Genomic DNA, 24,650 nt, shown 5'->3' with positions numbered 1-24,650 from the left:
CTATGGCGAACACGAAACTTGACCGTATCGAAAGGGATATTGAGAAAACGAGGGCAAAAATCCTTGAACAGCAAAAGAAGCTGAAAGACCTTGAAGCGCAGAAAGTCGAGGAAGAAAACGCGCAGATCGTGCAAATGGTAAAGGCGGTACACCTTGACGGGACGCAGCTTGCCGCGTTCCTCTCCGCTTACGCCAGCGGCGAAATCACCTTGCCGCAGCCGGAAGCCACTTACCCCGCCGAACAGGAGGACAACGACAATGAAGAATAAAAAGATAATCCGAAAGTTTACCGTATTGCTTGCCGCACTGGTTATCATGTGCGGCTTTTCTGTTACCGCTTATGCGGGCGGTGGCGATGAAAGCGACGACACGCCTACCCCCGTAACCGAGGAAACCCCCGCGCCGGAAACCGAGCCGGAAGAAACGACGGGCGGCTATGAGCCGCAGCCCCTTACCCCGGACGGGAATATGTCCCTTGTGGACGATATAACGGGTGAAGCGTCCGGCGACAAGCAGTTTATCACCGTCGTTACCAAAAGTGGCAACTATTTTTACATCATCATTGACCGCGCCGAGGACGGGGAAAATACCGTCCATTTCCTTAACCAAGTGGACGAAGCGGATTTAACCGCCCTTATGGAGGACGGGCAGACCGAAGCCCCCGTTTGTAGCTGCACCGATAAATGCGTTGCCGGAAGCGTCAACACCGCTTGCCCGGTTTGCAGCGTCAACATGAGCGAGTGCGCGGGTGTGGAAGCCGAGCCGGAGCCGGAAGAAACCGAGCAGCCGCCGGAAGAAGAAAAAGGCGGCGGCATGGGTATTCTGCTTGTCGTGCTGCTTGTTGCCGCAGCGGGCGGCGGCGCGTTCTACTACTTTAAGATTTTGAAGCCCAAAAAGGACGCGGCGAAAGGCAGCAGCAGCCTTGACGACCTTGATTTTGACGAGGACGACGAGGAAACGGAAGTAGTCGAAACCGAACAGACCGAGCAGGAGGACGATAATCTATGAAACTTGTAATTGCAGAAAAACCGAGCGTCGGGGCGGCGATTGCCGCCGTTATGGGCGCGAATGAAAAGCGCAGCGGATATTTTGAGGGCGGCGGCTACCTTGTGTCGTGGTGTATCGGGCATTTGATTAGCCTTGCAGACGCGGCGACCTACAATGAACAATTCCGTAAATGGAAGTACGACGATCTTCCCATTGTCCCGCAGGAGTGGCAGTTTATTGTTGCCAGCGGCAAGGAGCAGCAGTTTTCCATTCTCAAAGACCTTATGCACCGCAGCGACGTTACCGAGATTATCAATGCTTGCGACAGCGGGCGCGATTATCCAAAGTAAAAGATTATCCAAAGCAATAACAACTATAAGTTTTCTCTAAAAAAGGATTATGAGTATCCTAAGTAACACACGAAATCCCAATATTCGTTTTCTATACAGCGCAAATATCCAGTCTCTCCAAAATTGAAGAGACGACACGTATGTAAAAAGGTATTTTTCTCTTCTAGCTCGAAGCTATACGTGGGCATCCACAAGTATCCAAGGCTTTGGCTAATTTACAAGGACGGAGTCGAACTACCAGAAACTTAATAGCCTTGCAATGGAAACTTATTGTTACAGCTTGCACTAAGCAAGCTGAGTACAATCTTTAGCAACAGACTTTTGGGGTTCAAAGTCCTTGTATGAAACATTGAATTTCAGAATGTGCCAAATGCACACAAGTATTTTTCTGGCCACAGCTACCACTACTTTCAACTTGAATTTCTTCCTCACTTGTGTGTGAAATGCGTAAAACTTAGAGAAGTAACAATCTTTCGTTCTTGATGCAGCCCATGCGCATTGAACACTGGCAATTCTGATGAATCTGTTCCCGTGAGTAATCTTGTTCGATTTGATTTTCTTGTTACTTTCGTCATTTCTTGGGTTGAAACCGCACCAAGAGACGAGATGTTTGGCACTCGGGAACGCATTTACGTCTGGACCTATCTCGGCAAGGACTGTCAGGGCGGAACGCTCGCTTACACCTGGGATTGTCTGAAGGTTCTTCATCTGTTCCTCAAACTCCCTGTTGCAGATTTCCCGCATTTTTTCAATGCATTTGTTCTTGTTATCCTCCAATAAGGCTGATTCTGCAACATATTGTGCAAGCATGTCTATTTCAGCTTCGGAAACGACACCTGTAAGTGCTGCCAGTATCGTATCCTCGCCATGCTTGTTTATAATGCGTTTGTGTACGAGCATAAGTAGTTCTTGCGGTGAAGTTACACCTTCAGATATACGCTTGACAACATTTTTGTAACTCTTGCAATCTGTATTGGACACATAGTTACTCAAACGAATATTACAGCGCTGCAATATCGCATCAATCTTGGAATACTTTCTTACTAATTCCGCATTCAACTCGAATATTCGTCTGTCGTACAAGCGGAGTTGTTGGATTAAAGGAGGTGGAATAAAGCTTCCACGAATTAGTTCCTTCATGACGCATTCCGCAATCCATTGAGCATCCTTGACATCACTTTTACGCCCAGGAAGTTGCTTAATAAAGTAAGGATTAACCAACTTGAGTTCAAATGAATCAACAAGTACGCGCCAGATGGGAATCCAATACACACTTGTGCTTTCCATTGCGACTTCGCTGACTTCGTTTTCTGCCATAAAATCGCGCATGGAATCGAGTTGTGGAGTCAAAACGCCGTATACGCGTTCTATTTTCTCCCCGTTTTCTCGCAAAATACAGAGATATACACTATCTTTGTGCACATCAAGCCCTGCTACAGTTTTCATAAGCTTTTAATTTAATTAGGCGTTAGAGCCTGTTTTCCCACAAATATACGGGATTTTGGCAACATTTGCCAATATAGGAAACTGAAGCGGGCTTGATTTATGTTTTGCTGCGGTCCCTTTTTTATCTCGTGGGCATGTGATTGGAAATTCTCATCTTAATTTCCAATAAATTGATTTTCAATATTACTTTTGATAATGTTGTTTGGATAATATAATGGTAATTTCGCATAGGGCTGGAACAAACCACCCGTTAAAATCAATAAATATGTCCAACAACAAAAAGAAAAACATTCATGTTCTGATACAAGAATGTACAGAACACTTGCGGTTTCTTGGGTATTCGGAAGCCTGCATTACTTTACACCAGAAGAAATGGTCGGAATACCTGTTGCCTTATCTACAGGAAAAAGACATCGTGTTCTACTCGACTGAAGCCGGAGAATGTTACCTAAAATCAATTCTTTCGAATTTAACCCCATTCTCCAAGCGGGTACTTACCCGTAGTGTGCATATCCTTTCCGCTTATTTGGATACAGGTATTATTCCAAAAAGGATAGTACCAATAGAAGAACATCCTTTGCCCGGAGAGATTGGAGAAGCTGCACATCTTTTTCTGGAAGAGCTGGTAAATAGTCGGCGTAATGATATTACGGTTTTAAAACATCGCCGTAATTTGAGTTATTTTATTGAATTTTTGGAAACCAAGTCAAAATCAAAACTTTGCGATATTGGAGAAGATGAAATCGTGACCTTTCTGAGTACGAGTAGAAACGCCAGGGACAGATATTCTTCTATACGGCTGTTTCTCCGATTCCTGGCAGGTAAAGAATATATTCAGACAGATTTTGAATATGTTCTTTCTCGCAACCGTTATCCCAAACGGGAAAAACTGCCTTCCATATATAGTGCCGAAGAAGTCAAACAAATAGAGTCGTCGGTTGAACAATCAGGTCCGGTAGGGAAACGTGATTATGCAATATTGCTTCTTGCCACACGGCTCGGTTTACGCGCTTCGGATATTTGCAGATTGGAGTTTAACCATTTGGATTGGGATCACAATGTCATTGCATTCATCCAATACAAAACAAAAAAATCGATAGAGCTTCCGTTGCTTACTGATGTCGGTGAAGCCATAGTCAATTATCTGCGTTATGGCAGACCGATTTCCGGGCATTCGGAAATATTCTTATCGGCACGTCCACCTTATCGTCCAATGTTCCGTTGGGGAATAAACGGTGTAATATCAAGAATTATGAGAGAATCAGGCGTTGATATATCCAAACGTAAGTTCGGTCCTCATGCTATGCGTCATTCTCTCGCCAGCAGACTGCTTGCCAACGGTGTTTCGCTGCCAGTCATATCTGAATCATTGGGACACGAGAGTTCCTTGAGTACAATGGAATATTTAAGGGTAGATTTGTCAAGCCTGATGAAATGTGCCCTTGACGTACCGCTTGTCAATCCCGCTTTTTACGAACAGAAAGGAGGTATCTTTTATGGAAAAATGTAAATTTATGAGCGTATTCGCTCCATATATGCAAAAGTTTGTGGATGCAAAAGAAGCTCTGGGTTTTTCAAGGAAATATTTTGAAAGTGTTTTAGGGTTACTCGATCGGTTCTTCATCGAAGAAAAGGTACGGACTCCTTTTATCACAAGTGTACTGATAGACAAATGGGGACATACTTTGATTAATAACAGCTATAAAACGATTTGTAGCAAATATTCTATATTGGCACAGTTTGCAAAGTATATGAATAACATAGGTTTTCCTTGTTATGTACCTCGAATTCCAAAGAGCAAAGCCAATACGTATGTACCATACATCTTCACGCACGAACAAGTGCTTTCCATTTTTACAGTGTGTGATTCTCTTGTGGCCAGCGATCACGGAAATATGGACAGCCGTCTTTTTTCTATACCTGCCATTCTTCGCCTGCTGTATGGTACAGGGATGCGTGTGAGTGAAGCCACGTCATTGTTGAACCAAGATATAAATCTCGAGAAAAGAGTGATCACGATAAGGAAAACCAAGAACCAGCGCCAACGCCTGATACCTGTCTATCCGTCATTGCACCAGATGTTAAGCCAATATGTGGAAGCGAGGAACAGGCTGCCTTTACCCCATGTAAATGCCATGGAGTCTCCATTTTTTATTTCTCCATCCGGATTGCCTCTGAACCAGAGCAGGGTTTATGCGTGGTTCAGAATTATATTAAGAAAATGCAGTATTCCGCATTGTGCTAAAAAAGGACCCAGAGTACATGATCTAAGGCATACATTTGCCGTACATTCGTTGATGCACCAAGTAAGAAACGGGGCGGATATATATTGTACGCTTCCTATTCTTTCCGTTTTTCTTGGACATAAGAAGCTGTCCGATACGGAAACCTATGTGCGGCTGACACAAGAGATGTATCCGGATGTACTGAAACTGGAAAGTTCCATTACAAGTTTTTTATACCCCGCTTTACCCAATAATCCTGTAGCCTATGAAAGATGATTTTGCAAAGTATCTGACTCGCTTTTTTACAAGTTATCTGTCCGGAGAACGAGGTCTGAGCCATAACACCATAAGGGCATATGGAAATACATTCTTGTCATTCATAGATTTTATGGAAAAAACAAGATGCATTAAGGCAGACAGGATATCGCTGGAACATCTGACACGAAACAATGTTTCGGATTTTTTACATTGGACGGAAGAAAACAAAGGATGCGGTACATCAACACGCAATCAAAAGCTCGCTGCATTCCATACTTTTTGTAAGTATATGCTGTATACTGACATCTTCCATTTGGACCAATGGCAATCCATATTATCTATAAAATCGAAACATTGCGAAAAGCAGTCAGTAAGTTATCTGTCTATTGACGGAATAAGACTATTGTTGTCGTTAATACCAGTAAATACGAGAAACGGACTTCGTGATCTTGCCTTGATAGCGTTACTGTATGACAGTGGAGCCAGAGTTCAGGAACTCATAGATCTGACACCGACAGACCTGCATTTGGTTAAGCCATATTATGTGTCATTATTTGGCAAGGGACGGAAAAGAAGGCTTGTTCCGCTACAAGAACAGCAAGTGGAATTACTTAAAAAGTATATGGAAACCGAAGGTCTGTTGAAGCAATCGTTGAACCAACGTCCAGCAATTGGAATAAAAGAAAAAATCAAAATAAAATGGGACGAAGGTTACCGTATTATAGCTTTTGAATATGGAGGTGGTGAATACTTATGCGTCATGTGCAAACTGGCTAATGCAAAAACTCCTATGCAAAAATATCAAATTAATTCTTCTGATATAAATAATTTTATTAAAGAAATATGGAATGATTCATATGATGTTATATATGTTGGAGGATAAATACAACCAACTAGTATAAATTATCTTAAATAATGACACAGCTATATATGAAATATCGCAAAAGAATCAAATGGTTAGTACTTGTATATTGCTTTATTATGTCTATTAACTGTTTGGGACAAAACAAATTGAATCGTAACCAGATACTTGATGTAGCAAGGACTCATCTGCAGAATCACAATAATGCTCCAGCCGTTGATTCCGTAAAATGTGATTCATCTACTACAAAACTTACTTTGGAAATTATAGACAATTCGATATCTCAATCTTATATGATTATATTTACAAAAAAAACGATAGAGATAAAAGTCTATAATATAGATACCATTCTATATAGAAGTACTTTCGAATATCATGAATCTTCATTTGAAAAGCTAAAGGAAACTGTCAATAATTACAGGCTAAAAAAAGTAGAACCTTATAATTATGATTTAACAGATGAAAACACTATACTTCGTTTGTATTGCGGTGATAAATTATCAACGTCTGTAGAGTGTTATAATAAAAGAACTAATATTATAGGAGACTTCAAAAAATTAATTTCTGAAATAAAGAAAATGATACCAGAATGGTCGTCTATAGTAGATTTGTGCAAGAAATCTGAGGCACTTAACGATTCACTTTCATCATTGCCTAATACAATTTGTACTACAATATCTTTAAGTGATAAGTTCCTTTCATTTAAAAGTAAAGGTGGTGAATATAAAAAAGTAAAAATAACTTGTAATAGAGATTGGGAATTGCTTGCATTTCCTAAATGGGTAATCGTTTCAAGAAATAATTATGATGAGATTGTCGTAGAGTCTACAAAAAATAATACCTCCCAAAAAAGAATTGGCGAGATAGAGGTTGGATGTTTAGGAGAAGTAAAGAAAATAACTATCTTGCAGAAATAGCCTTATTATTTTAGGCAAACAAAAAATGAGCTAATAATTAGGGTGTCCAGTTTTACGTTCCTAAATTAGCTCACTTTTCTGAGCTGTTTGGTACGTTCTGTAACCCAGTTTATGGACATATGCTCTTTTGCAAAAGCATCAATGTCCTTTAGTTTAACATTACATAAGCGCTCTTTGAAATTAAATGATTTAGTAGCAGATTTGTTCTCGAGTTTTGCGTGTAACGGTATAAACAGGACAAAAGGAGTAATGCCATACAATTTGTTTGGCGACTTCTTTTGCTTGAATACACCAAAGGTTGATTCAATGATATCAGAAGAGATGTTGCGTGATTCATAAGAAGCATTCAACTTCGCTTCATGCTCCTTGAGGTACTCTAAAATCTCGATTCCAAGCATAGCTCTGCGGTTGTTTGCATTACCGATGACGTGCTGCATGATATATTTCTTGCACTTGTTACAGGTCGCAAGATTGAATCCCTCTGTTTTACAGACGGCTTCTATATACTCTACAGCACATACAGCGACTTTCAATTCAACCAATAGCTCCTTGTAATCAAGAATGAAGGCATACGCCTCCTGCATTTTCTCTGGGAGTTTATCGAAACTTTCAAGCATTTTGTTGCCCCAATCAACCCATGAATGGAAATTCATGAATCTGGCGATACTACGCATATTGGGAGGTAAAAGATATGCTTTATCTGTAAGTTGATATTGCAATCTGATTTTCCCAAGAAGTGCAGTAAAGTTCATAAAATCAGGTTGTTTGCCATAAGCATGCTTAAAGCATGTGCCCATGGCATGACTGATATCGATATGGTGCAGCAAACCTGATTGCTTAATTCCATTTGTAAGATTATGAGCTTGGTCGCTGATGATATATTCAGGCTTAGCCCCAATTCCTTCAATGGATTTTTCAATCTCTTGCTTGATGTCATCCCCTTTAAAGCCACCACTGGATTTCATGCCGATAACAGTAACGTCTTCATGCTTAATGGGACGTCCGAGATGATTGGCAGGAATACCTAGAATCAGAAGAAGTTTCTCTCGATTAACCATAATGCTTTCGTCAATGATACATGCAAACTTCTTATCAGTAGGTTTGCTGTCATTCTCATAAGTAGATAGGCCTAACTTCTTCATCCAGTTCTCTACGGTATTATAAGATGGTATCTTTCCACATTTGCCTTCAAGTGCTTCATTGAAAATCTCAAGAATCTTCACTACAGTGCGAAGGCCGCAGTTGGTACGAATGTAAATCAATACGCAAAGTTGAACAATCAGAAGAGAGAATCTATGTCCGGGAATAGGGTCGATAACAATTTCTTTTGTTCTTCGGTCACAGTCACGGTCTTTACGTCTTTTTTTTTAAGTTCCTTCCTTACCTCTTCAAGTTTAGCCTTGTCGGCCTCTTTTTGAGATTTAAGTTTGGCATTCTCTTTACGAAGACGTTTAACTTCCTCTTCTAAGGTTTCTTTATTGGGTTTTGAATCAAACTTTTTCATTGTTTTTAGTTGCTTAATTATGCTACTAAGTTACTAAAAACTAACGACTTATACAAATTTTCAAAGAACTATTTTGCTTGCTAAAGCGTTAAATATTAGAACGTTATATTAACAATGACAAGGGCGTTTGATACTACGTTTTTAGGAACGTAGAACTGGACACCCTAGCTAATAATATACGAAAAAAATTAAGGACATACCATGCTGTTACCGAAATTCGATATATTAAATAAAATAAAAAAAGAAAGAACCATAACACTTGCAAATGCGATAATTATCGCATTTGCTGCTTTTGTTGTATTTACAGTTTTACAAACATTGGGAATAGTAAATTTATTTCTATTGGGATATACTGTTTGTTCGTGGATTGGCATTTTTATATTTTCCGTTATGATAACCTGGTGTTTTAATACTCAGCCTAATATAGTAAGATCTTGTATAACAATATTAATTTCAATGTTGTTTTTATTTTTATACACAACACTAGCAAGAACAAAACCTAATGTGATTTCCTATATAAATGCATTTGGGCTTGCGATTTTTGTTTCTTTCATCATATGTTTCATCTATATATTTCCTTTTTCATCGAAAAACTCGAATGAAAAAACACAGAATAAAGAATTAGACAAACCTCAAAATTTAATAATCGCCATCTATCAAGGACGATACAATACAAGAAATGATTTATTCAGATTCTATACAAACTATACAAGTAAAAAAGACACATTTATAGATTTATTGAATGTTATTTGCGAAGTGTGCATAGAATCAATAAACAATCAAGATTTGTCTCAGATAATAAAAGAGCGTTGCCAAAAGGTTTACTCTATTGTCAAGCCCATATTGGAAGAAGAAAAGGACGTTGAGTATCTTATGAATGTTACAGGAAAGGAACGAGATTCCCTCATGTTTTTACATAATTCTTCCAAAAAATTAGACGTATCAAAGCAAGAGGCTGTTATTCGCCATCTCTCGATTATTGCAGATTCTATAATAATCACAAAAAATAAGTTAACTGAAGAGAACAACCGCAACACACAATCATTAACCCTATCAATGATAGGAATTATTTTAACCATACTATTTTCTTTGCTGTCTTTACTTTCTACAGAAAATTTTTCTGCACTACATATTTATATGGATTACATAAAATAAATACCATCTATCACATATATATACGTGGTTTATTGTACAACAATGATAAAAAAGTTTTTTCGTTCTTAAAAGTTATATACTCTCAATAATTTTCAAAAGGATGGTAGGATTGATACTCCTGCCACCCTTTTTGCATGTAAGGTGGAGATGACTGCCAGTACTACGACCGGTATTGCCAGTGACTCCAACAATGATACCGGGATAAACATATTCTCCTTTACGAACTATGATAGAAGACAAATGACAATAGCTGACGTGGTAATTGCCATGCCGCAATGTAACATAGTTACCAGAACGATTGTCATACCCTACCTTTTCGACAATACCATCCATCATAGCATAGGCAGGTTCGTTCTTCGCACGAAGATCCAAACCGTTGTGCCATGATAGTTTACCTGTAAAAGGGTCACGACGATAGCCATAAGGACTGGTGACTTTGATTGATTTCAGTGGATAAGTGAAGCTTGGATAGCTACTTGTCCACTGTTTTTGTTTGTTATCCACAGAATCTGTTTCCTGTTGTGGCAGATTTGCCGTGACGAAATCTACCTGATTATTTGCAGGAGGCAGAAACATCTCCTCCACTTTCTTGACTTTGTAACGGCATGCGTTATCGCTGACGGTATTGAACTGCGCCTTCGCACTCGATACCGCCAGACAACTTATTGCCCATAATGCCATTATTTTCCTATTCATAGTGCAAAGTTAGGGAAAGAAATCAAGAGTGATACACGATGCAGTAAAAGTATAACATAAAATAAGATTAAAGTATGATTGAGAGTATGAAATGATGATATAATCATAATAAAATGGAAAAGATTGGGCAGAAGAACGTAGGCTTTCTTGTATTCATTACTCTTGGGCTATCTTTGCATGGCTATATGCAAAGTATCATTCAAAATATAATCAGAATATGAAAAGAAACTCATTTGAAGAAAGCGAAGTGCCGTATCAGACACTTGCAAAGTTCGGTCTTACCCATGAGATGATAGAAGACCTGCCGATGCATGCCTTGGATGACATCAGCAATGGTCGTCCATCGCCAGTATTGCCTGTGAGCATGGAAGTAAACGAGGGTTACAGTATCAAGAGCAGAACCCGATTCGCCTTGGTAAGAATGGCAGATGGAAACGTGGATGTGATGTTCTATCCTGTGTTGAAGTATGCCCCATTGGACAAATTCACCAAGGAGCAGCAGGAACTGTTGAAGCAGGGCAAGGCTGTGGTGGCAGATGTGGATATACCAGATGGCACACATGTCAAGGCTTTTGTACAGATTGACAGAGAGACCAATCAGGTTATGGCAGTGCCGACACCAGTGATTGGTAGAAACTTGCAGGTGCTATCTGACGAACTCTGTCTTGGAGGAACAGAACTAAAGAGCATCCAAAATGGCGAGGCACTGACATTTGCCGTAGAAGACGAGCCTGTGACCGTAGGCATCGACCTGAAGAGTGATACTGGCATCCGCTTCGCCAACGGTGATGGTGAACAGTGGCGCAAGGAGGGCAAGCGAGAGTGGGACAAATACACCTTCGGCATCTATGGCTGTTGGGTAATGGATGATGACGGTAATCTTGACTATGTTCCAGAGGAGGAATATACCGAAGAACTGTGGAATGAGCAGAAAAAAGCAGCAGGAAGACATGCTTCTGTCGTTGCAAGAAAGTAAAGTGAAACATCAAACTTAGGGAAGAAATGAGAAAAGGACCTTATTATACAGAAGACATTCTCGTAGAGAAGATGCAGAGCGGCGAATATGGTTGGCTTGATTATGTGAACCATTTCAGTGAGGAATGGCAGAACGAGTATGAGGAATACTGCAAGGAACACGCCCTGTGCATCGGCAACGAGAGTGCGGAACAGTTTGTGAAGTACAAAGACGAACTGTTAGAGCAAGGAATGGAAAAAGAGAACGCTTAATACAATCATGCTATGGCGATAAGAAAGAACTTGAATCCAAGACAGATGGACTTGCAGCCAGAGATGCGTGACATCTTGATGCGCAATGGCATGCAAGCCCATATCATAGCCAACGGTGACGGTTATCAGTTAGTGGTACAGGGACATGACTCCCCACTGCTGACCTATAACCTCACCGAGAAACAGATGTTGGCATTGACCGATTGGGGAACCAACTCTGCCAACAAGAAGGCGTACAATGTCTTTACCAGCATCATCGGCAAAGACTTCTATATGCCGAGAAACCTTGCCCATGCAAGAAATGCCAATGGAAGAGTGGCTATGGGACTGCATGGATATAGGATTGGTACTGGAGAATACGGACGGTTAGGATGGAGTCCAGAGTTTTTAGGTTGGACACCGAGAATGCAGGACGGCTATCATCTACGCAGAGTCGGAGGACAGATGTTCTATGCAGGAGCACCAATGGTAGCGGAAAGACCAGACAGAAGGCTGAAACCAGGAGAGCTAACCTCTGGAGGCTATGGCTTTTACTATAAAGGACAGCAACAAGTAGCATCACAAGCAGATGTATTACAAAACCTGCAAGCCGTGATGACACCTGTAGAGACACGTCCAAGAAGCAAAGAGCCAGCCAAACCCTACAAGGAACTGATAAGCTCACCTGTATATTTCTCCAACGATCAATGGCAGGAATGCCTGTCTTCACACGGTATCATCATCGATGAGAAGGCAAAGACACTCACCATCCAATCAGAAAGCACCAAAAGTGATATGGTGTATGACTTGACCGACGATGAATTGAAGGCATTGACCAACAATTCTGTCAAGCAAGTATCTGTAGCCAAACGACTGGATATATTGAATAATGTCATCAAGGACGATTTCACCGACAAGATAACGATGGATATGCTCAACAGCAAGGAGCGCATCCATATCGGTTTGCGTCCAGAGGTGCAACAGGAGTTGGACGGCAGGATGCAGTTGCAATCTACCGTTGAGCCACTGCAAGTGCAGCAAGAACCTATGAACAATAAAGTAGGTATTGTGGATGGGCAGGACTTGGACGAGAGCAAGGGGTGGTTCCGTGAAGTCATGCATGGCAGAGAAGTAACTGTTGGTGAGATACGAGTGGAGCCAGCGGAGCAAGAAGGCAAATTCCGCATGACAGCCATCATCAACGGTGAGCGAGTAAGCCACGAGATAACGCAGAAGCAGTATGACAAGTTCATGGCAGTGGATGACTACCATCGCATGAAACTTTTTTCCAAGATATTCGGTGAGGTTGATATGAAAGACCGCACCAGTTTGGGAACCAAGATTGGAGCTGCACTGTTAGCAGGATTGGGTGTTGCTGCCGAAGTAGGCAGTGAGCTACATCGTCCACATGGCGCACCTGTAGTGATAGTTGACCACCATCATGGTGCAGCACCTGCGCCACCTCGTCCCTACTTCAAGCCAGGAGTAGATACGCCAATGGATGTGGCGGCGAGAAACTTTGAGGCTGCCATGAACCAAGAAGTATTGCATCCTCACATTGGGAAAGGACTATAACGGAATACGCTTATGGCAAACAACGAACTGACATATAATGATTTCTTACAGCGTCTGAACATACAGGAGCTGCTGGTGGACGCAGGCTATCAGTTGAACAAACGAGATGGCTTGCGCTATCCGTCGTATGTAAAGGTGGACAGTTATGGACAGCGAGTGAGAGGCGACAAGTTTATTGTCACAGGCAATGGCAAGTGCTGTTTTCAGCCACCAGAGCAGAAGAACTACAACGTGATAGGTTTCATCAAGGAGCATCCGACACTGTTTGACGACTATAAGCCAGGGATGTCATTGGACAGACTGGTGAATGTGGTATGCAACAGACTGTTGAATAATCCCATTGATGTGCGTGAAAGCAGAGTGGCAGAACCCAAGCGAGAAGCCAAGCCCTTCAACCTGTCAGACTATGACATCTTGCGTTTCAACCCAAGGGAAAAGGACACCCAACGGAAACACTATCCTTATTTCAAGGAAAGAGGCATCAACATGGGGACCCAGTTCGCCTTTCACAAGCATTTCTTCTTGGCGACCAAGCGTCGAAATGACGGATTGAGCTTTGCCAATCTCGCCTTTCCACTATCCTTGCCGTCCAAGCCGGACAGCATCGTTGGATTGGAAGAGCGAGGCAGACCGAGACGAGAGGACGGCAAGGCATACAAGGGCAAGGCGGAAGGAAGCAACAGCAGTGAAGGATTGTGGATAGCCAACCTGACCGGTAAGCCATTGAAAGAAGCCACAAATATTCTATGGTTCGAGAGTGCCTACGATGCTATGGCAGAGTACCAAATCAATCCAGTGAAGAACGTGTATGTCTCGACCGGAGGTACACCGACAAAGGGGCAAATAAAGGGAATGCTGGAAGAGACCCGAAAAGCGAACCATTATTTGGGCTTTGACAAAGACGAGGCAGGACGTGGCTTTGTGAAGAACTTCAAAGCAATCGCTAAGGAAATGGGATTTACAGACTTCACGGTGCAAGCCTTTCATCCTTTGGGACAATACAAAGACTGGAACGATGCCTTGCTTGGCAAACGAGACCAACGGTTGATAGACCAAGGAGAGATAGACTTCGACTATTTCGAGTTCGCCAAGGCGCAAGAGGCTGAGAGGCAACAAGAGCAAGCCAAACAGGAGGAAAAAGAGGAACAGACATCGGGCTTCCGCAGATGAAGCATGGTGTCATTATCAAAAAGGAGAACTATGCAGCAGACATATCGGTATAGAAACATCATCATCAAGCCCCATTGGATGCAGTTCGTCATCAACGAGCTGCACTTGCTTGTGCTTATAAGCGTAGGCTTTGTATATGCAGGTATTGATGATGCCGTTCTCTCCACTTTGGTGTTTGTCCTCTCGCTCTTGCTTTCCCTATGTTTGGCATATCGAATGGTCTATCTATGCAGGATGCGGTACATCATCAGTAACGAACAATTAGTGTTTGAGCATGGCGTGTTTCATCGTGAAGTAGATTATCAGGAACTATACCGTGTGGTGGATTTCAACGAAAGTCAAACTTTCATGCAGCAACTATTCCGATTGAAAACCGTGTGCATATATTCTGGAGACAGAACGACACCAAGGCTTGACATTATCGGAGTACCGATGAAGGAAAACTTGGTAACAACTATCAGAGAACGAGTAGAAACCAGCAAACGCAGGAGGAGCATCTATGAGATTACAAATAGGTAAGATATGGTTGATGGCAATTATCGGCATAGCAACGGCATCGGAAGCCAAGGCACAATTGGTGTCATCCAATCCCTTGGAATGGATGGCATTGGCAGAAGGCAATGAACTTATCAACAGTGAGATTGAAAAGCAAATCAACGGACAGACCAAGACGGCGTTGTTGCAGAATACAATGGCTGCTGAGTTTAACCAGATACACAAATGGGAGAAGAAATACAACAGCTACTTGAAATCAGTGAACGGCTATGCCTCTTCGCTGAAAGCATGTACCCATCTGTATGATGATGGCGTGAAGATTTTCATCACGCTCGCCAAGTTGAAGACAGCTATTGCCAATAATCCGCAGGGCATTGTGGCAAGCATGAGTATGAATAACCTGTATATCGAGACGGCAACGGAATTGGTATCGGTTTTCAATCTATTGAACGATGCCGTGGCGAATGGTGGCACAGAGAATATGCTGACAGGAGCAGACCGCTCCAAGACCTTGTGGGCATTAAACGACAAACTATCTGCTTTCCAAAAGAAGCTCAACAAACTGTATCTGAGCATCCGCTACTATACAATGAGTGATGTGTGGAACAATGTCACGGCAGGGATGATAGACAGAAGTAATGGTGAGATTGCTACGCAAGCATTGGGGCGGTGGCAGAGAGCTGCCAAAGTCAGTACACCATAATAATATAAAAACATTTGAGTATGAGAACATGGATATTTTGCTTTGGCATAATGTTGCTTTCCGTCTGCAAGGTGCAAGCCCAGAACGACCCTGTGTTGGCAGGAATGATATACGCATATACAGACAAGGCTGAAAAGGAGTTGAAGAACCAGGAGAAGGTGATGCTGATGCAGACCACTGGTCATATATGGTTGAAAGAGGAAGTGGAAGGAACCACCAATCTGCAACGAGAGTTCAACAACTACTTGGACTCGTTCCGCTCCATCGTGGTGTATGCTGCACAGGTATATGGCTTCTATCACGAGATAGACCGACTGGTGGATAACTTGGGAGGATTCACCAAACAACTGGATAAACATCCGAGCAATGCCCTTGCTGTGACACTGTCAGCCAAGCGCAACAAGATCTATCGGGAGTTGATTATGGGCAGCGTGGAGATAGTAAATGACATCAGGCTTGTATGCTTGTCAGGCAACAAGATAACCGAGAAAGAACGAGTGGAAATCGTTTTCGGCATCCGCCCCAAGCTGAAGGTAATGAACAAAAAGCTGCAACGGCTGACCAAGGCGGTGAAGTACACCTCGATGGCGGACATCTGGGCAGAGATAGAGGAAGGTAGCCACGACAAGGCTGACAAGAAAACCATCGTGAAGGACTGCATGAACAGATGGAAGCGAAACGGAAAGATCAAATAACAATAAAAAGATACGACTATGAGTATATGGGCAAAGATAGCAAAGTATGGCGGCAGTGCCTTGAAAGGTGCAGGTAGTGTCGCCAAGCAAGGACTGAAATCTGCAAGCAATACGGCTGTGCATCCCACCCAAGCACTAAAAGGCGCAGGAAGTGCGATGAAAACAGCCGCTGTGGGCAGCGCAGCAGGATATGTGGCATGGCAGAACCTTGTCAACGACAAGAGCATGGTGGAGATAGCCAGTGATGTGGTGGTAGGAAAAGACACCACGGAGAAAATATCCGAAGCTGTGGAAGACGTGAAAGGACTGAAGAACAAGGCTGGAGAAGCTGTGGATGCTGTGAATGGTGCCATGGGCGACATCAACAGCAAGTGGAGCGGAATGAGCAACTTCTTCCGTGGCATCTTCGGAGGCAACGGACTGGAGATGTTCGGCAACTTCTTCAAGAACTTAGTGAAAGGAAACGTGTCGGGACTGAGCCTTGCAGGACTGGTAACAGCAGCGTTCCTCACTTTCGGACGTTTCGGATGGCTTGGCAAGATAGCAGGAGCCATGCTCGGCATGATGCTCATCGGCAACAATTCCAATATCAAGAACATTGTCAGTGGTGATGGCGGTCAAGGAAGAAATGCGAACGAAGCAGAAACGACCACACGCAGTGGCGGCATGAAACGATAAACATAAAAACGACAACAACATGAGATATACAGAAGAAATGATGCTGCAATCAAAAAGCGGCTTTTGCATGCCCTTTGAGGAGCGAGGCAAGGATGTGGAACTGACACTTGGCTATGGAAAACAGAAGCATCCTGTAACAGGAATGGTGTTCTTCCATCACGGATTGGACTTTGAGGCAAATCACTATCTGCTGTCAGCCTTGGCAAGCGGAACGGTATCGGGCATTGGCAATGATGCGACACACGGCATCTACCAAGTGGTACGCTACGGCAAATATGAAGTGACCTACGCCCACCTTGCCAACGTGTTCGTGAACTTCGGACAAACCGTGAAGGCAGGAAACATCGTGGCATTGAGCGGTGACAGACTGCATTTCGAGGTGAAGTTTGACGGCAAGGAAATCAATCCGATTGATTTTCTGACCATGCTATATGGCAATGTGAAGGCAATGGAACAGACCGGTAAGACAGGTTTTCCTGAGTTTGAGACCTACGACATGAATATAGCCACACAGTATGACAAAGACCAGAAAGAGATAGAAGAATTGATGCTGCGCTTCATGCCATCGTATATGGAAGACCTGTATAAAGGTATGTATGTGACACCGCAACATGCAGAGCAGTCGCTAAGGAACATCTTTACCTTGTCAGCGGCGAAACACTATTTCTATGAAGCTATGCCATCCATCAGCAATCCGTTAGGCATCGGGCAGAGAGCTATGCCCTTGGCTTGCAAGGTGCAGAACTTGCTGATTGCGGATTTCTTGAACTATCTGGCATTGCGGCATGGCATCTATCTGTCCACATTGAGCGAAGTTCTAAAAAAAAACTCCATGACGAAGCCATAAGGACGAGTGGCATCATCGACCCGCTTGCTGAACTGGACATCGATGTGCAGAGCTTTGATATTCCAAGGTTGGTGAGCGTCTATCCCGACCGTGCAGGAGTGAGATGGTGGACAAAGGCGTGGTTCAATAACCGAGAGGAAGGAGAATGCTCCGTGGAGATAGAACTGCAGCAAGCCATCCTCTTCATCCATGACAGAATAGAGAAGGACTCTTGGCTGGAGGAATACTTTCCAAAACAGATGGAAGTGTATCACCAAGCCATCGAGCAGACAAGAGAACAGATATTAGGTCAACTAAACGTAACGCTATAATGAGTACTATCAAGAACCCTACACGCTTTGCCGAACTGGAGTATTGCCTTCAAGGATATTTTGACGGCAAGCTGGCACCTGTGATGAAACAGGTGCGAGATGACTTGACTCACAAGCAACTGGAGGAAAGAGGCAGATACCAGAGCAGTTTGGCAGGAGTGCTTGCTTCTGCCAATCCGTATGCCGACAACACCGAGTTTGTTCTAAAGCAAACAGGCAAATGGAACAGCAAAACCACGGAGGACTATCTAGCGATGTGCAACCAGAAGATATGGAAGGACAAAAACATCGTGAAGGATTTGGCTCTTCTTGCTGGCGAGTGGCGCAATGCCGTGGTGAAGGAAATTGGACGAAGCAAATATGACGCTTTGTCGAAAGCCTGTGGCGAGGATTTGGCATACGCATACGTTGCACAAAGGATGGAAGACCTGATGATTGGGAAGCTCGTCAAGGACAATACACCCAAGTCAACGATGGACTACATCTTGCGAAAGGCAGCACAAAACAGCATCTGGGGACTGCAAGAAGAACTGATGAAGTCACCATTGACGGCAGAGATAGAAGCTCGTGGCGAGAAAGCCTATAAGCCAAGCAAGACGGAGAAGTTTGCTGGAAGGGCTACCGCCTCGGTAGTGGATGCCGTGACTATGGGCGGTATCGGTAGTTGGAAGTCATTGGCAACTTTGGTGGGGAGCGACATGGCATTGGGCTATATCCTCGATTCCAAGAAGGGAAACGCAGAACAGCGGAAAGAGCAAGTGATGGAACTGAGCATCAGCAAGGGTGTGTTCGGACAAAACGGCAATGCCTTCACTGGTTTTCGCTCACAAGCCAAGAAAGTGAATGCCACCGACAATGGCTATTTCAAGACGCTCAACAGCAAACTCCATAATAAGATACATATTCCACAAAAAGCATTTACGCCTATGGCATGGACAGACAACAGTTTTAAGTTTCCTTTCCAAAAAGAGCAAGAGAAACGGAACGATCCGAAATACAAGAATGTACCGCTGATAGTGGCACCCGGCAAGGAAGATGCCTATCTGGAAGAGAAAGCCAAGCACGACGCAGCCAAGGTTGCAGAGGCAGAGCGCATCATCCAAGAAAAGAAAGAGGCAGAGGCGCAACAAACAGAAACTGATGAACAACAGCAAGCGCAATCAGAGGAAGAACTTCAAGACCAACCTGAAAATGATAACAGCAACGGTTGGGAAGGGCTGTTGAAGAACTTCGGACTGAATGGTTTCAGCGACATCGGCAATAACCTCGGCTATGTGATAGCCATGTTGCCCGACATCCTTGTTGGACTGTTCACTGGCAAGACGCAATCATTAGGCTTGAAGGACAACATGATGCCGATAGCCGCCATTCTTGCAGGAATGTTTGTGAAAAATCCATTGCTGAAGATGACGCTCATCGGTATGGGCGGTGCCAATCTGCTGAACAAGGCTGGACATGAAGCATTGGCAAACAAACGGGAAAGCAATGATGGAAATGCTGTATCATACGATAATACAACATCACAAGCAGTGCAATATAAGTCCTATCCAGACGAACCGTTGAATCCCCGAATAGCCAACCCTGTGCTGCAAGGCAATTGCTTGGTGGCAACCATCGACCGAGTGCCATACACCATCCAACTGCCAGAGCATGTGGTTGGAGCATATCAAGCAGGAGCCTTACCACTCAACACCCTTGCCAATGCCGTGCTTGCCAAGAGTGACCAGATGAGACAGATGGCAGAACACAACTATGGCGAGCAAGAAGTGAGAAGTGTGAGAAACGAGGCGATGGAAAACGCAGAGCAGCGAGAAGTTATTCAACGTTCAAGATAATAAAAGAAAACGTAAAACAATCATACAATGAAAGAGAAAAGTCCACAAGAGAAGAATGCGGCAGAGCGTCAAGTGTCACTGATTACCGAGGCCCTGTCGAAAGCAGCCGACAACAAGGGTGTCTGGCTGAATGAGCAAGGAAAGCAATATCCACGGTTTTACCCAAAGGGAGCGGCAGTGAGTCCGTTCAATGCCCTCGTGATGGGATTGAACTCCGACAAGAACGGATTTTCTACAAATCTTTACACGTTATTTAGCGAAGCCAAGAAGCGAGACGAGTCTGTGATGGCGCATGAGAGAGGTGTGCCGTTCAACTGGTATGCGTGGAACAAGTATGTGAACCGACATAATCCAGAGGACATCATCAGTAGAAAGGACTACCAGGAATTGTCGGCTACCGATCAGACACAGTACAAGGGCATCCATAATCGGGAGATACGAGTGCTGTTCAACATCGACCAAACCATGTTGCTATTGAAAGACAAAGAAAAATATGAAGAGGTGGTGAAGGAAAATGTCGGTGCGAATGAAGACAAGGCATTGCGTAGCCAAGTAAATGACTTCATCCAGAAGATGAAGGAAAACCTGATGGCGGTGCGCAAAGACGGAAGCGGAGTGGCACACTATGACACAGAAAAAGATGCTGTGTATATGCCAAAGCAAGAAAACTTTGAGCATTATAGCGATTATGTGCAGGAAATGCTGCGCCAAGTGGTGAGTGCTACAGGACATCAACAGCGACTGGCAAGGGAAGGCATGGTGATGAAAAACGGCATTGCGCCATCGGAGGATGCCGTGAAGCAAGAGAAACTGGTTGTGGAACTGGCTTCGGGCATCAAGATGATGAAAATGGGTATGCCAGCCAAGATTTCCAAGGAGAATATGGGACTGGTGGACTACTGGAACCGTGAACTGAAAGAAAATCCATGTCTGATAGATGCCATAGAGAGTGATGTGAACAATGCCTTGGACGTTATCCGCAAGGCAGAGCGTGGCGAGAAAATAGAATATTCATCCTTGAAGAACGAGCAGCAGACCACCGAGATGCAAGCGCAGATGCCCAAACACTACTTTGTGGCAGATGAGATAGCCAAGCATCCTGACAGCGAGCAGAAGTTTGTGGTGATTGTAAGAGACAAGGAAAACAAGAGTGCCGATGTGGTGTTGCCAGCAGGAGCATCATTGGAAGTGAACAATGAAGTGTCGGGTATGAGCAAGCAGCGCATTGAACATGCCTTGCAGAAGGAAGGTTTTCTGTCTGTCAAGTTCTACAATCCCGATGGTGCATTAGGCTACCATCCTGATGACAGTTATTTCGCAGGAAAGGACATCACCGTTGCAAGACTGAAGAACTGGCAATTGGAAGACATATCCAAGATAGACGTGAGTGATGCCGTGAGCCAGAGCAAGCAGGTGGGCTTCGACCGCATACAGATGGTGCAGGATGACAACAAGCGTTGGGCGATGTATATCAAGCCCGAAGGACAGAAGGCTTTTTCCATCTATCCCGACAAGGCGGACTTAAACCGCTTCTTCACCACGCTGAAACAGGCGCAGGACACGATGGACAGTCTGAGAATGGAACTGGCACAGAAATACTATGCGATGGCAGAGACAAAGCCTGATCTGAAGGTGGACTTGTTCGGCAGCGGTCAGCACAACGAGGTGGACATGAACCGCATACAGAAAGTGAACGTGTTCAAGGCAAAGAACGATGTCATTCTGTGTGCAGCCACCATTGATGGCGCAGACAAGTTGCAGCCTCGTGTGGTATCGCCAAGCCAATGGCAACGGATGTGGATTGCCGAAGACAAAAACGAGTATAAGAAACATCTTGCAGCAACCTTGTTTGCTGACATCCTGCAGAAAGGACAGACACAAGAGCAGACTGCATCTGAAAAGCAAGTTGATGAAACCGAGGTGAAGCAAGAAACGCAAGTCTCCACCGATAAGAATGAGGAAGGACATCGAGAGTATCACGAGGAAGAGAATAAGCAAGCATCTTCTGAGGAAAAGACAGATATTAGGGAAGAGAAGGATGCGACTGTTCAAAGAGATAATAACGCTACTGTGGAAAAGAAGGAAGAAACAAAGGGTAAGCAGAAGGAAGAGACCAAGGACTCTCCCATCATGAAGCAATGGAAGGAGTTGAAAGCCAAGCATCCAGATGCTTTGCTGCTGTTTCGTGTAGGTGATTTTTATGAGATGTATGAACAGGATGCCAAGCGAGGAGCGGAAGTGTTGGGGATTACATTGACAAAGAGAAACACCCAAGCAGGTCCCTACATGGCTGGCTTTCCACATCATGCCTTGGACACCTATCTGCCCAAGCTTATCCGAGTTGGAGAACGAGTGGCTATCTGTGACCAGTTGGAGGCACCCAAGCAGAAGCAAGAGGAGCAAAATACTGAGGAACAGCAGCGTTCTGGCGGTATGAAACGATAATAATGAGGATATAAAGACATGAGCAAGAATCAGCAATATGCAGAAAGATATGCTGCCGAGGCGATGGAACAAATGAAGCGATATGGCATCCCTGCTTCCATCACCTTGGCGCAAGGCATCTTAGAAAGCCGTAATGGACAGAGTGAACTGTCGCAGTTGGGCAACAACCATTTTGGCGTGAAGGCTTCGAAAAGTTGGCTGAAGAACGGTGGCGATTATCTTGTCTATACCGATGACAAGCCGAATGAGAAGTTCTGCAAGTATGCCACGGTGGGTGACTCATACGAACACCATTCCAAGATATTGAAGAACAGCAGCCGCTACAGCCAATGCTTCAAACTCTCTCCCGACGACTACAAGGGATGGACAAAAGGTATTGAGCGAGGCGGTTATGCCACCAATGGAGGATATGCTGCCAGTTTGCAAAAGATTATCGAGATTAATGGATTACAGAAGTATGACCAACAGGTGATGCAAGAAATGAGGGCAGAGGACAAGAAGTTCGGCGTAGAACAGAATGCAAGGACTTCAGCAACGGTATCGTCTTCGGTATCGACATCCAATAATGACGAAAAGAAGCAAACAGCATCTCAAACAACCAACGACAAATACTCATTCCCTGTGAAAAGGGACGAGTTCTTGTTTGTCACTTCTCCATTCGGTATGCGTCAAGACCCTATGGACAAAAGCAAACAGCAGATGCACAAGGGCATTGACATCAGAGCCAAGCATGATGATGTGTTGGCAACCGAGAATGGTGGCAAGGTGGTAGCTGTGAACCACAATGCCAATACTGGCGGTGGCAAGTCTGTGACAGTGGAATACGCAAGATCGGATGGAAGCAAGGTGCAAACCACCTATATGCACTTGGACAGTATCGTCGTGAAGGTGGGTGATGAGGTAAAAGCAGGACAGAAGTTGGGTGTATCTGGCAATACTGGAACGCGAACCACAGGTGAGCATCTGCATTTCGGGGTGAAGACCATATCGGCAGACGGCAAGACAAGGGACGTGGATCCTGCATCGTACTTGGCGGAGATAGCGCAGAAAGGCAATCTGAAGCAACAAGCATTGTATAACGGCAATGACCTGTTGGCAAAATACAAGGAAAATAGTTCGGCAGTGGACACGAGTCTGTCACCTGACGATTGGATGAAGAAACTGCTTTCATCCGAGGACGCAAGCACAGGATTGTCAAGTGCAGACCCGATAATGGGATTGGTGACTACCATGTATAGCAGTCTGCTTGCCCTCGCTGTGCAAATAGACAGTAAAAGCGAGGAAGAGCAAAAAGCGCAAATCTCAGAAGCTGTAAGCAAGAGGCAGGTGGACTTGAAACCGTTGATGCCGACTATGAAGGAGTGCGTGCTGAGCGTTGGCGACAATGGAAAGGCTGTGTTGCAAGCGGACAATGGCACTACCAAAGTGACGAGAGAGCTGACCAATGCGGAGTTCTGTAGATTGTCGCAAGTGTTGGGTGATACCAACCTGAGCAATGATGCCAAGAAAATGCGCATCGCTGGAATGGTGAATACTATCGTGCTGACGCAACAGGCATCGCAAAACTATGAGCAAGTCCTGGAACAGCAAGAAGGTCAAAGTCAGACAATGCAAAGAAAGTAAGATACTTGGAGGTTCCACATCTTGGTCGATTGAAAACGAATAAAAAAGTATTTGAGCTATGATTAAATGTAACGTAAGTGTGTGCGGAACCGTCAGCAAGGCTGCAGTGGTTCGCAATGGGAAGGACGGAATGCCTTTTACGACATATTCCGTGGATGTGGTGGTGCCAGCCAAAAGTGGTATCAACAAGACCGTGATTGTCAGTTGCATCATGGATGGTGACGATTCGGAAGGTATTGTCGTGGGCAACCGCATTGAGTTGAAAGGTGTGTTGACCTTCAAGAAGAAAGACGACAACCTGTATTTCAACTTGAAGGTATCGGAAGTGAACCTGTCTCCCGTATCGGAAAGCAAGGATGGCATCGTGGGCGACATGGAATTCAAAGGCAAGGTCGGTAAGGACATTGATATGAAGAAAGGCAAAAATGGTAAGGCTTTCCTGATGTTTTCTGCTTTCAGTGCAGAGAAGATTGGAGAAGAATTTGCCTTTACATGGGTGCGCTTTGTCCGGTTCTCGGAAGAAAAGGAAGAATGGCTGCAGTCGAAAGCCACCATCGAGGCAAAGGGCGAGTTGGAAATCTCGGTGTATAACGACAGACTCAACTTAGGCTGCAAGGTGGCGGAGTTGAACCAGTGGGAGAAGAAACCGTATCATCCTAACAATTAG

The 24,650-nt window shown here is 44.0% G+C and carries 26 protein-coding genes; 22 read left to right on the top strand and 4 right to left on the bottom strand.

The genetic code is table 11. From position 1 onward, the window contains the following. The first annotated feature begins 2 nt into the window (after window positions 1-2). The 3 genes from BQ5453_RS06960 to BQ5453_RS06950 are packed head-to-tail and all read left to right on the top strand — an operon-like array spanning window position 3 to window position 1,337. Complete coding sequence (locus BQ5453_RS06960) at window positions 3-269, top strand: DUF4315 family protein (protein ID WP_002584965.1); 267 nt, start codon at window positions 3-5, stop codon at window positions 267-269. Then, entirely contained in the window at window positions 259-1,008 is a 750-nt protein-coding gene (locus tag BQ5453_RS06955; RefSeq protein WP_002584964.1) for a DUF4366 domain-containing protein, read from the top strand. Before BQ5453_RS06960 ends, BQ5453_RS06955 begins: the two co-directional genes overlap by 11 nt. Continuing rightward, window positions 1,005-1,337: a toprim domain-containing protein gene (locus tag BQ5453_RS06950; RefSeq protein ID WP_005801714.1), complete on the top strand. Its 333-nt coding sequence runs from the start codon at window positions 1,005-1,007 to the stop codon at window positions 1,335-1,337. The genes BQ5453_RS06955 and BQ5453_RS06950 overlap by 4 nt, the downstream gene beginning before the upstream one ends. A 285-nt stretch (window positions 1,338-1,622) precedes the next feature. On the opposite strand, the gene BQ5453_RS06945 is transcribed toward BQ5453_RS06950, so the two are convergent. Next, window positions 1,623-2,783, bottom strand: coding sequence for an IS110 family RNA-guided transposase (locus BQ5453_RS06945; protein ID WP_071122046.1), 1,161 nt, complete (start codon window positions 2,781-2,783; stop codon window positions 1,623-1,625). A 265-nt stretch (window positions 2,784-3,048) separates the two neighbouring features. On the opposite strand from BQ5453_RS06945, the gene BQ5453_RS06940 reads away from it, so the two are divergent. The 4 genes from BQ5453_RS06940 (at window position 3,049) to BQ5453_RS06925 (ending at window position 7,045) form a co-directional block, all read left to right on the top strand. Beyond that, complete coding sequence (locus BQ5453_RS06940) at window positions 3,049-4,293, top strand: site-specific integrase (protein ID WP_005801711.1); 1,245 nt, start codon at window positions 3,049-3,051, stop codon at window positions 4,291-4,293. After that, entirely contained in the window at window positions 4,280-5,284 is a 1,005-nt protein-coding gene (locus tag BQ5453_RS06935; protein WP_017141835.1) for a tyrosine-type recombinase/integrase, read from the top strand. Before BQ5453_RS06940 ends, BQ5453_RS06935 begins: the two co-directional genes overlap by 14 nt. Beyond that, a complete protein-coding gene (locus tag BQ5453_RS06930) occupies window positions 5,274-6,149 on the top strand; it encodes a tyrosine-type recombinase/integrase (RefSeq protein ID WP_074027647.1) in 876 nt (291 codons plus the stop codon). The genes BQ5453_RS06935 and BQ5453_RS06930 overlap by 11 nt, the downstream gene beginning before the upstream one ends. A gap of 272 nt (window positions 6,150-6,421) precedes the next feature. Further along, a complete protein-coding gene (locus BQ5453_RS06925; RefSeq protein ID WP_143033328.1) occupies window positions 6,422-7,045 on the top strand; it encodes a BACON domain-containing protein in 624 nt (207 codons plus the stop codon). 65 nt (window positions 7,046-7,110) lie between these two features. On the opposite strand, the gene BQ5453_RS06920 is transcribed toward BQ5453_RS06925, so the two are convergent. Both BQ5453_RS06920 and BQ5453_RS14460 read right to left on the bottom strand, forming a co-directional pair. Beyond that, window positions 7,111-8,268, bottom strand: a complete 1,158-nt coding sequence (locus BQ5453_RS06920; protein ID WP_235860024.1) for a hypothetical protein — start codon at window positions 8,266-8,268, stop codon at window positions 7,111-7,113. Window positions 8,269-8,324: 56 nt separating this feature from the next. Then, the gene (locus tag BQ5453_RS14460; protein WP_071122302.1) at window positions 8,325-8,549 is read right to left on the bottom strand and encodes a hypothetical protein; all 225 of its coding nucleotides are present in this window, start codon (window positions 8,547-8,549) and stop codon (window positions 8,325-8,327) included. A 201-nt stretch (window positions 8,550-8,750) separates the two neighbouring features. Between BQ5453_RS14460 and BQ5453_RS06910 the strand changes: the two genes are divergently transcribed. Then, window positions 8,751-9,704 carry a hypothetical protein gene (locus BQ5453_RS06910; protein WP_071122641.1) on the top strand — a complete coding sequence of 318 codons (954 nt, stop codon included), beginning with the start codon at window positions 8,751-8,753 and terminating at the stop codon, window positions 9,702-9,704. 72 nt (window positions 9,705-9,776) lie between these two features. On the opposite strand, the gene BQ5453_RS06905 is transcribed toward BQ5453_RS06910, so the two are convergent. After that, the gene (locus BQ5453_RS06905; RefSeq protein ID WP_083361179.1) at window positions 9,777-10,385 is read right to left on the bottom strand and encodes a M23 family metallopeptidase; all 609 of its coding nucleotides are present in this window, start codon (window positions 10,383-10,385) and stop codon (window positions 9,777-9,779) included. A gap of 232 nt (window positions 10,386-10,617) precedes the next feature. Here BQ5453_RS06905 and BQ5453_RS06900 point away from each other — a divergent pair, with 232 nt between their 5' ends. Genes BQ5453_RS06900 through BQ5453_RS06835 form a run of 14 tightly spaced genes read left to right on the top strand, consistent with a single transcriptional unit; the run spans window position 10,618 to window position 24,650 of the window. Then, window positions 10,618-11,376 (top strand): DUF4099 domain-containing protein, encoded by a 759-nt coding sequence (locus tag BQ5453_RS06900; RefSeq protein WP_071122639.1) that lies wholly within the window; start codon window positions 10,618-10,620, stop codon window positions 11,374-11,376. 26 nt (window positions 11,377-11,402) lie between these two features. Beyond that, window positions 11,403-11,627 carry a hypothetical protein gene (locus BQ5453_RS06895; protein ID WP_071122638.1) on the top strand — a complete coding sequence of 75 codons (225 nt, stop codon included), beginning with the start codon at window positions 11,403-11,405 and terminating at the stop codon, window positions 11,625-11,627. A gap of 12 nt (window positions 11,628-11,639) precedes the next feature. Further along, on the top strand, window positions 11,640-13,181 hold the full coding sequence (locus BQ5453_RS06890) for a hypothetical protein (RefSeq protein ID WP_071122637.1): 1,542 nt from the start codon (window positions 11,640-11,642) through the stop codon (window positions 13,179-13,181). A 12-nt stretch (window positions 13,182-13,193) separates the two neighbouring features. Continuing rightward, window positions 13,194-14,351: a toprim domain-containing protein gene (locus BQ5453_RS06885; protein WP_071122636.1), complete on the top strand. Its 1,158-nt coding sequence runs from the start codon at window positions 13,194-13,196 to the stop codon at window positions 14,349-14,351. Window positions 14,352-14,381: 30 nt separating this feature from the next. Further along, a complete protein-coding gene (locus BQ5453_RS06880) occupies window positions 14,382-14,870 on the top strand; it encodes a PH domain-containing protein (RefSeq protein WP_071122635.1) in 489 nt (162 codons plus the stop codon). Further along, complete coding sequence (locus BQ5453_RS06875; RefSeq protein ID WP_071122634.1) at window positions 14,851-15,549, top strand: hypothetical protein; 699 nt, start codon at window positions 14,851-14,853, stop codon at window positions 15,547-15,549. The genes BQ5453_RS06880 and BQ5453_RS06875 overlap by 20 nt, the downstream gene beginning before the upstream one ends. A 20-nt stretch (window positions 15,550-15,569) precedes the next feature. Beyond that, the gene (locus tag BQ5453_RS06870; protein ID WP_071122633.1) at window positions 15,570-16,244 is read left to right on the top strand and encodes a hypothetical protein; all 675 of its coding nucleotides are present in this window, start codon (window positions 15,570-15,572) and stop codon (window positions 16,242-16,244) included. Window positions 16,245-16,262: 18 nt separating this feature from the next. Further along, the gene (locus BQ5453_RS06865; RefSeq protein ID WP_071122632.1) at window positions 16,263-16,922 is read left to right on the top strand and encodes a hypothetical protein; all 660 of its coding nucleotides are present in this window, start codon (window positions 16,263-16,265) and stop codon (window positions 16,920-16,922) included. A 19-nt stretch (window positions 16,923-16,941) separates the two neighbouring features. After that, window positions 16,942-17,769: a M23 family metallopeptidase gene (locus tag BQ5453_RS06860; protein WP_071122631.1), complete on the top strand. Its 828-nt coding sequence runs from the start codon at window positions 16,942-16,944 to the stop codon at window positions 17,767-17,769. 11 nt (window positions 17,770-17,780) lie between these two features. Beyond that, window positions 17,781-18,080: a hypothetical protein gene (locus tag BQ5453_RS14565; protein ID WP_074027658.1), complete on the top strand. Its 300-nt coding sequence runs from the start codon at window positions 17,781-17,783 to the stop codon at window positions 18,078-18,080. Further along, window positions 18,080-19,915 carry a hypothetical protein gene (locus tag BQ5453_RS06850; RefSeq protein ID WP_071122630.1) on the top strand — a complete coding sequence of 612 codons (1,836 nt, stop codon included), beginning with the start codon at window positions 18,080-18,082 and terminating at the stop codon, window positions 19,913-19,915. Before BQ5453_RS14565 ends, BQ5453_RS06850 begins: the two co-directional genes overlap by 1 nt. A 27-nt stretch (window positions 19,916-19,942) precedes the next feature. Further along, window positions 19,943-22,360 carry a MutS N-terminal domain-containing protein gene (locus BQ5453_RS06845; RefSeq protein WP_071122629.1) on the top strand — a complete coding sequence of 806 codons (2,418 nt, stop codon included), beginning with the start codon at window positions 19,943-19,945 and terminating at the stop codon, window positions 22,358-22,360. A gap of 18 nt (window positions 22,361-22,378) precedes the next feature. Further along, window positions 22,379-23,983, top strand: a complete 1,605-nt coding sequence (locus tag BQ5453_RS06840; RefSeq protein ID WP_071122628.1) for a glucosaminidase domain-containing protein — start codon at window positions 22,379-22,381, stop codon at window positions 23,981-23,983. Between the two features lie 58 nt (window positions 23,984-24,041). Continuing rightward, on the top strand, window positions 24,042-24,650 hold the full coding sequence (locus BQ5453_RS06835) for a hypothetical protein (RefSeq protein WP_071122627.1): 609 nt from the start codon (window positions 24,042-24,044) through the stop codon (window positions 24,648-24,650).

The sequence above is a fragment of the Prevotellamassilia timonensis genome (assembly GCF_900106785.1).
GTDB lineage: Bacteria > Bacteroidota > Bacteroidia > Bacteroidales > Bacteroidaceae > Alloprevotella > Alloprevotella timonensis.
The sequence above is the reverse complement of the archived record's forward strand: the minus strand, read 5'-3'. Positions and strand labels throughout refer to the sequence as shown.

Bases quoted from the DNA above. Each gene is read 5' to 3' on its own strand.
- BQ5453_RS06960 (WP_002584965.1), top strand. From the start codon at position 3: ATGGCGAACACGAAACTTGACCGTATCGAAAGGGATATTGAGAAAACG.
- BQ5453_RS06955 (WP_002584964.1), top strand. From the start codon at position 259: ATGAAGAATAAAAAGATAATCCGAAAGTTTACCGTATTGCTTGCCGCA.
- BQ5453_RS06950 (WP_005801714.1), top strand. From the start codon at position 1,005: ATGAAACTTGTAATTGCAGAAAAACCGAGCGTCGGGGCGGCGATTGCC.
- BQ5453_RS06945 (WP_071122046.1), bottom strand. From the start codon at position 2,783: ATGAAAACTGTAGCAGGGCTTGATGTGCACAAAGATAGTGTATATCTC.
- BQ5453_RS06940 (WP_005801711.1), top strand. From the start codon at position 3,049: ATGTCCAACAACAAAAAGAAAAACATTCATGTTCTGATACAAGAATGT.
- BQ5453_RS06935 (WP_017141835.1), top strand. From the start codon at position 4,280: ATGGAAAAATGTAAATTTATGAGCGTATTCGCTCCATATATGCAAAAG.
- BQ5453_RS06930 (WP_074027647.1), top strand. From the start codon at position 5,274: ATGAAAGATGATTTTGCAAAGTATCTGACTCGCTTTTTTACAAGTTAT.
- BQ5453_RS06925 (WP_143033328.1), top strand. From the start codon at position 6,422: ATGATTATATTTACAAAAAAAACGATAGAGATAAAAGTCTATAATATA.
- BQ5453_RS14460 (WP_071122302.1), bottom strand. From the start codon at position 8,549: ATGAAAAAGTTTGATTCAAAACCCAATAAAGAAACCTTAGAAGAGGAA.
- BQ5453_RS06910 (WP_071122641.1), top strand. From the start codon at position 8,751: ATGCTGTTACCGAAATTCGATATATTAAATAAAATAAAAAAAGAAAGA.
- BQ5453_RS06905 (WP_083361179.1), bottom strand. From the start codon at position 10,385: ATGGCATTATGGGCAATAAGTTGTCTGGCGGTATCGAGTGCGAAGGCG.
- BQ5453_RS06900 (WP_071122639.1), top strand. From the start codon at position 10,618: ATGAAAAGAAACTCATTTGAAGAAAGCGAAGTGCCGTATCAGACACTT.
- BQ5453_RS06895 (WP_071122638.1), top strand. From the start codon at position 11,403: ATGAGAAAAGGACCTTATTATACAGAAGACATTCTCGTAGAGAAGATG.
- BQ5453_RS06890 (WP_071122637.1), top strand. From the start codon at position 11,640: ATGGCGATAAGAAAGAACTTGAATCCAAGACAGATGGACTTGCAGCCA.
- BQ5453_RS06885 (WP_071122636.1), top strand. From the start codon at position 13,194: ATGGCAAACAACGAACTGACATATAATGATTTCTTACAGCGTCTGAAC.
- BQ5453_RS06880 (WP_071122635.1), top strand. From the start codon at position 14,382: ATGCAGCAGACATATCGGTATAGAAACATCATCATCAAGCCCCATTGG.
- BQ5453_RS06875 (WP_071122634.1), top strand. From the start codon at position 14,851: ATGAGATTACAAATAGGTAAGATATGGTTGATGGCAATTATCGGCATA.
- BQ5453_RS06870 (WP_071122633.1), top strand. From the start codon at position 15,570: ATGAGAACATGGATATTTTGCTTTGGCATAATGTTGCTTTCCGTCTGC.
- BQ5453_RS06865 (WP_071122632.1), top strand. From the start codon at position 16,263: ATGAGTATATGGGCAAAGATAGCAAAGTATGGCGGCAGTGCCTTGAAA.
- BQ5453_RS06860 (WP_071122631.1), top strand. From the start codon at position 16,942: ATGAGATATACAGAAGAAATGATGCTGCAATCAAAAAGCGGCTTTTGC.
- BQ5453_RS06850 (WP_071122630.1), top strand. From the start codon at position 18,080: ATGAGTACTATCAAGAACCCTACACGCTTTGCCGAACTGGAGTATTGC.
- BQ5453_RS06845 (WP_071122629.1), top strand. From the start codon at position 19,943: ATGAAAGAGAAAAGTCCACAAGAGAAGAATGCGGCAGAGCGTCAAGTG.
- BQ5453_RS06840 (WP_071122628.1), top strand. From the start codon at position 22,379: ATGAGCAAGAATCAGCAATATGCAGAAAGATATGCTGCCGAGGCGATG.
- BQ5453_RS06835 (WP_071122627.1), top strand. From the start codon at position 24,042: ATGATTAAATGTAACGTAAGTGTGTGCGGAACCGTCAGCAAGGCTGCA.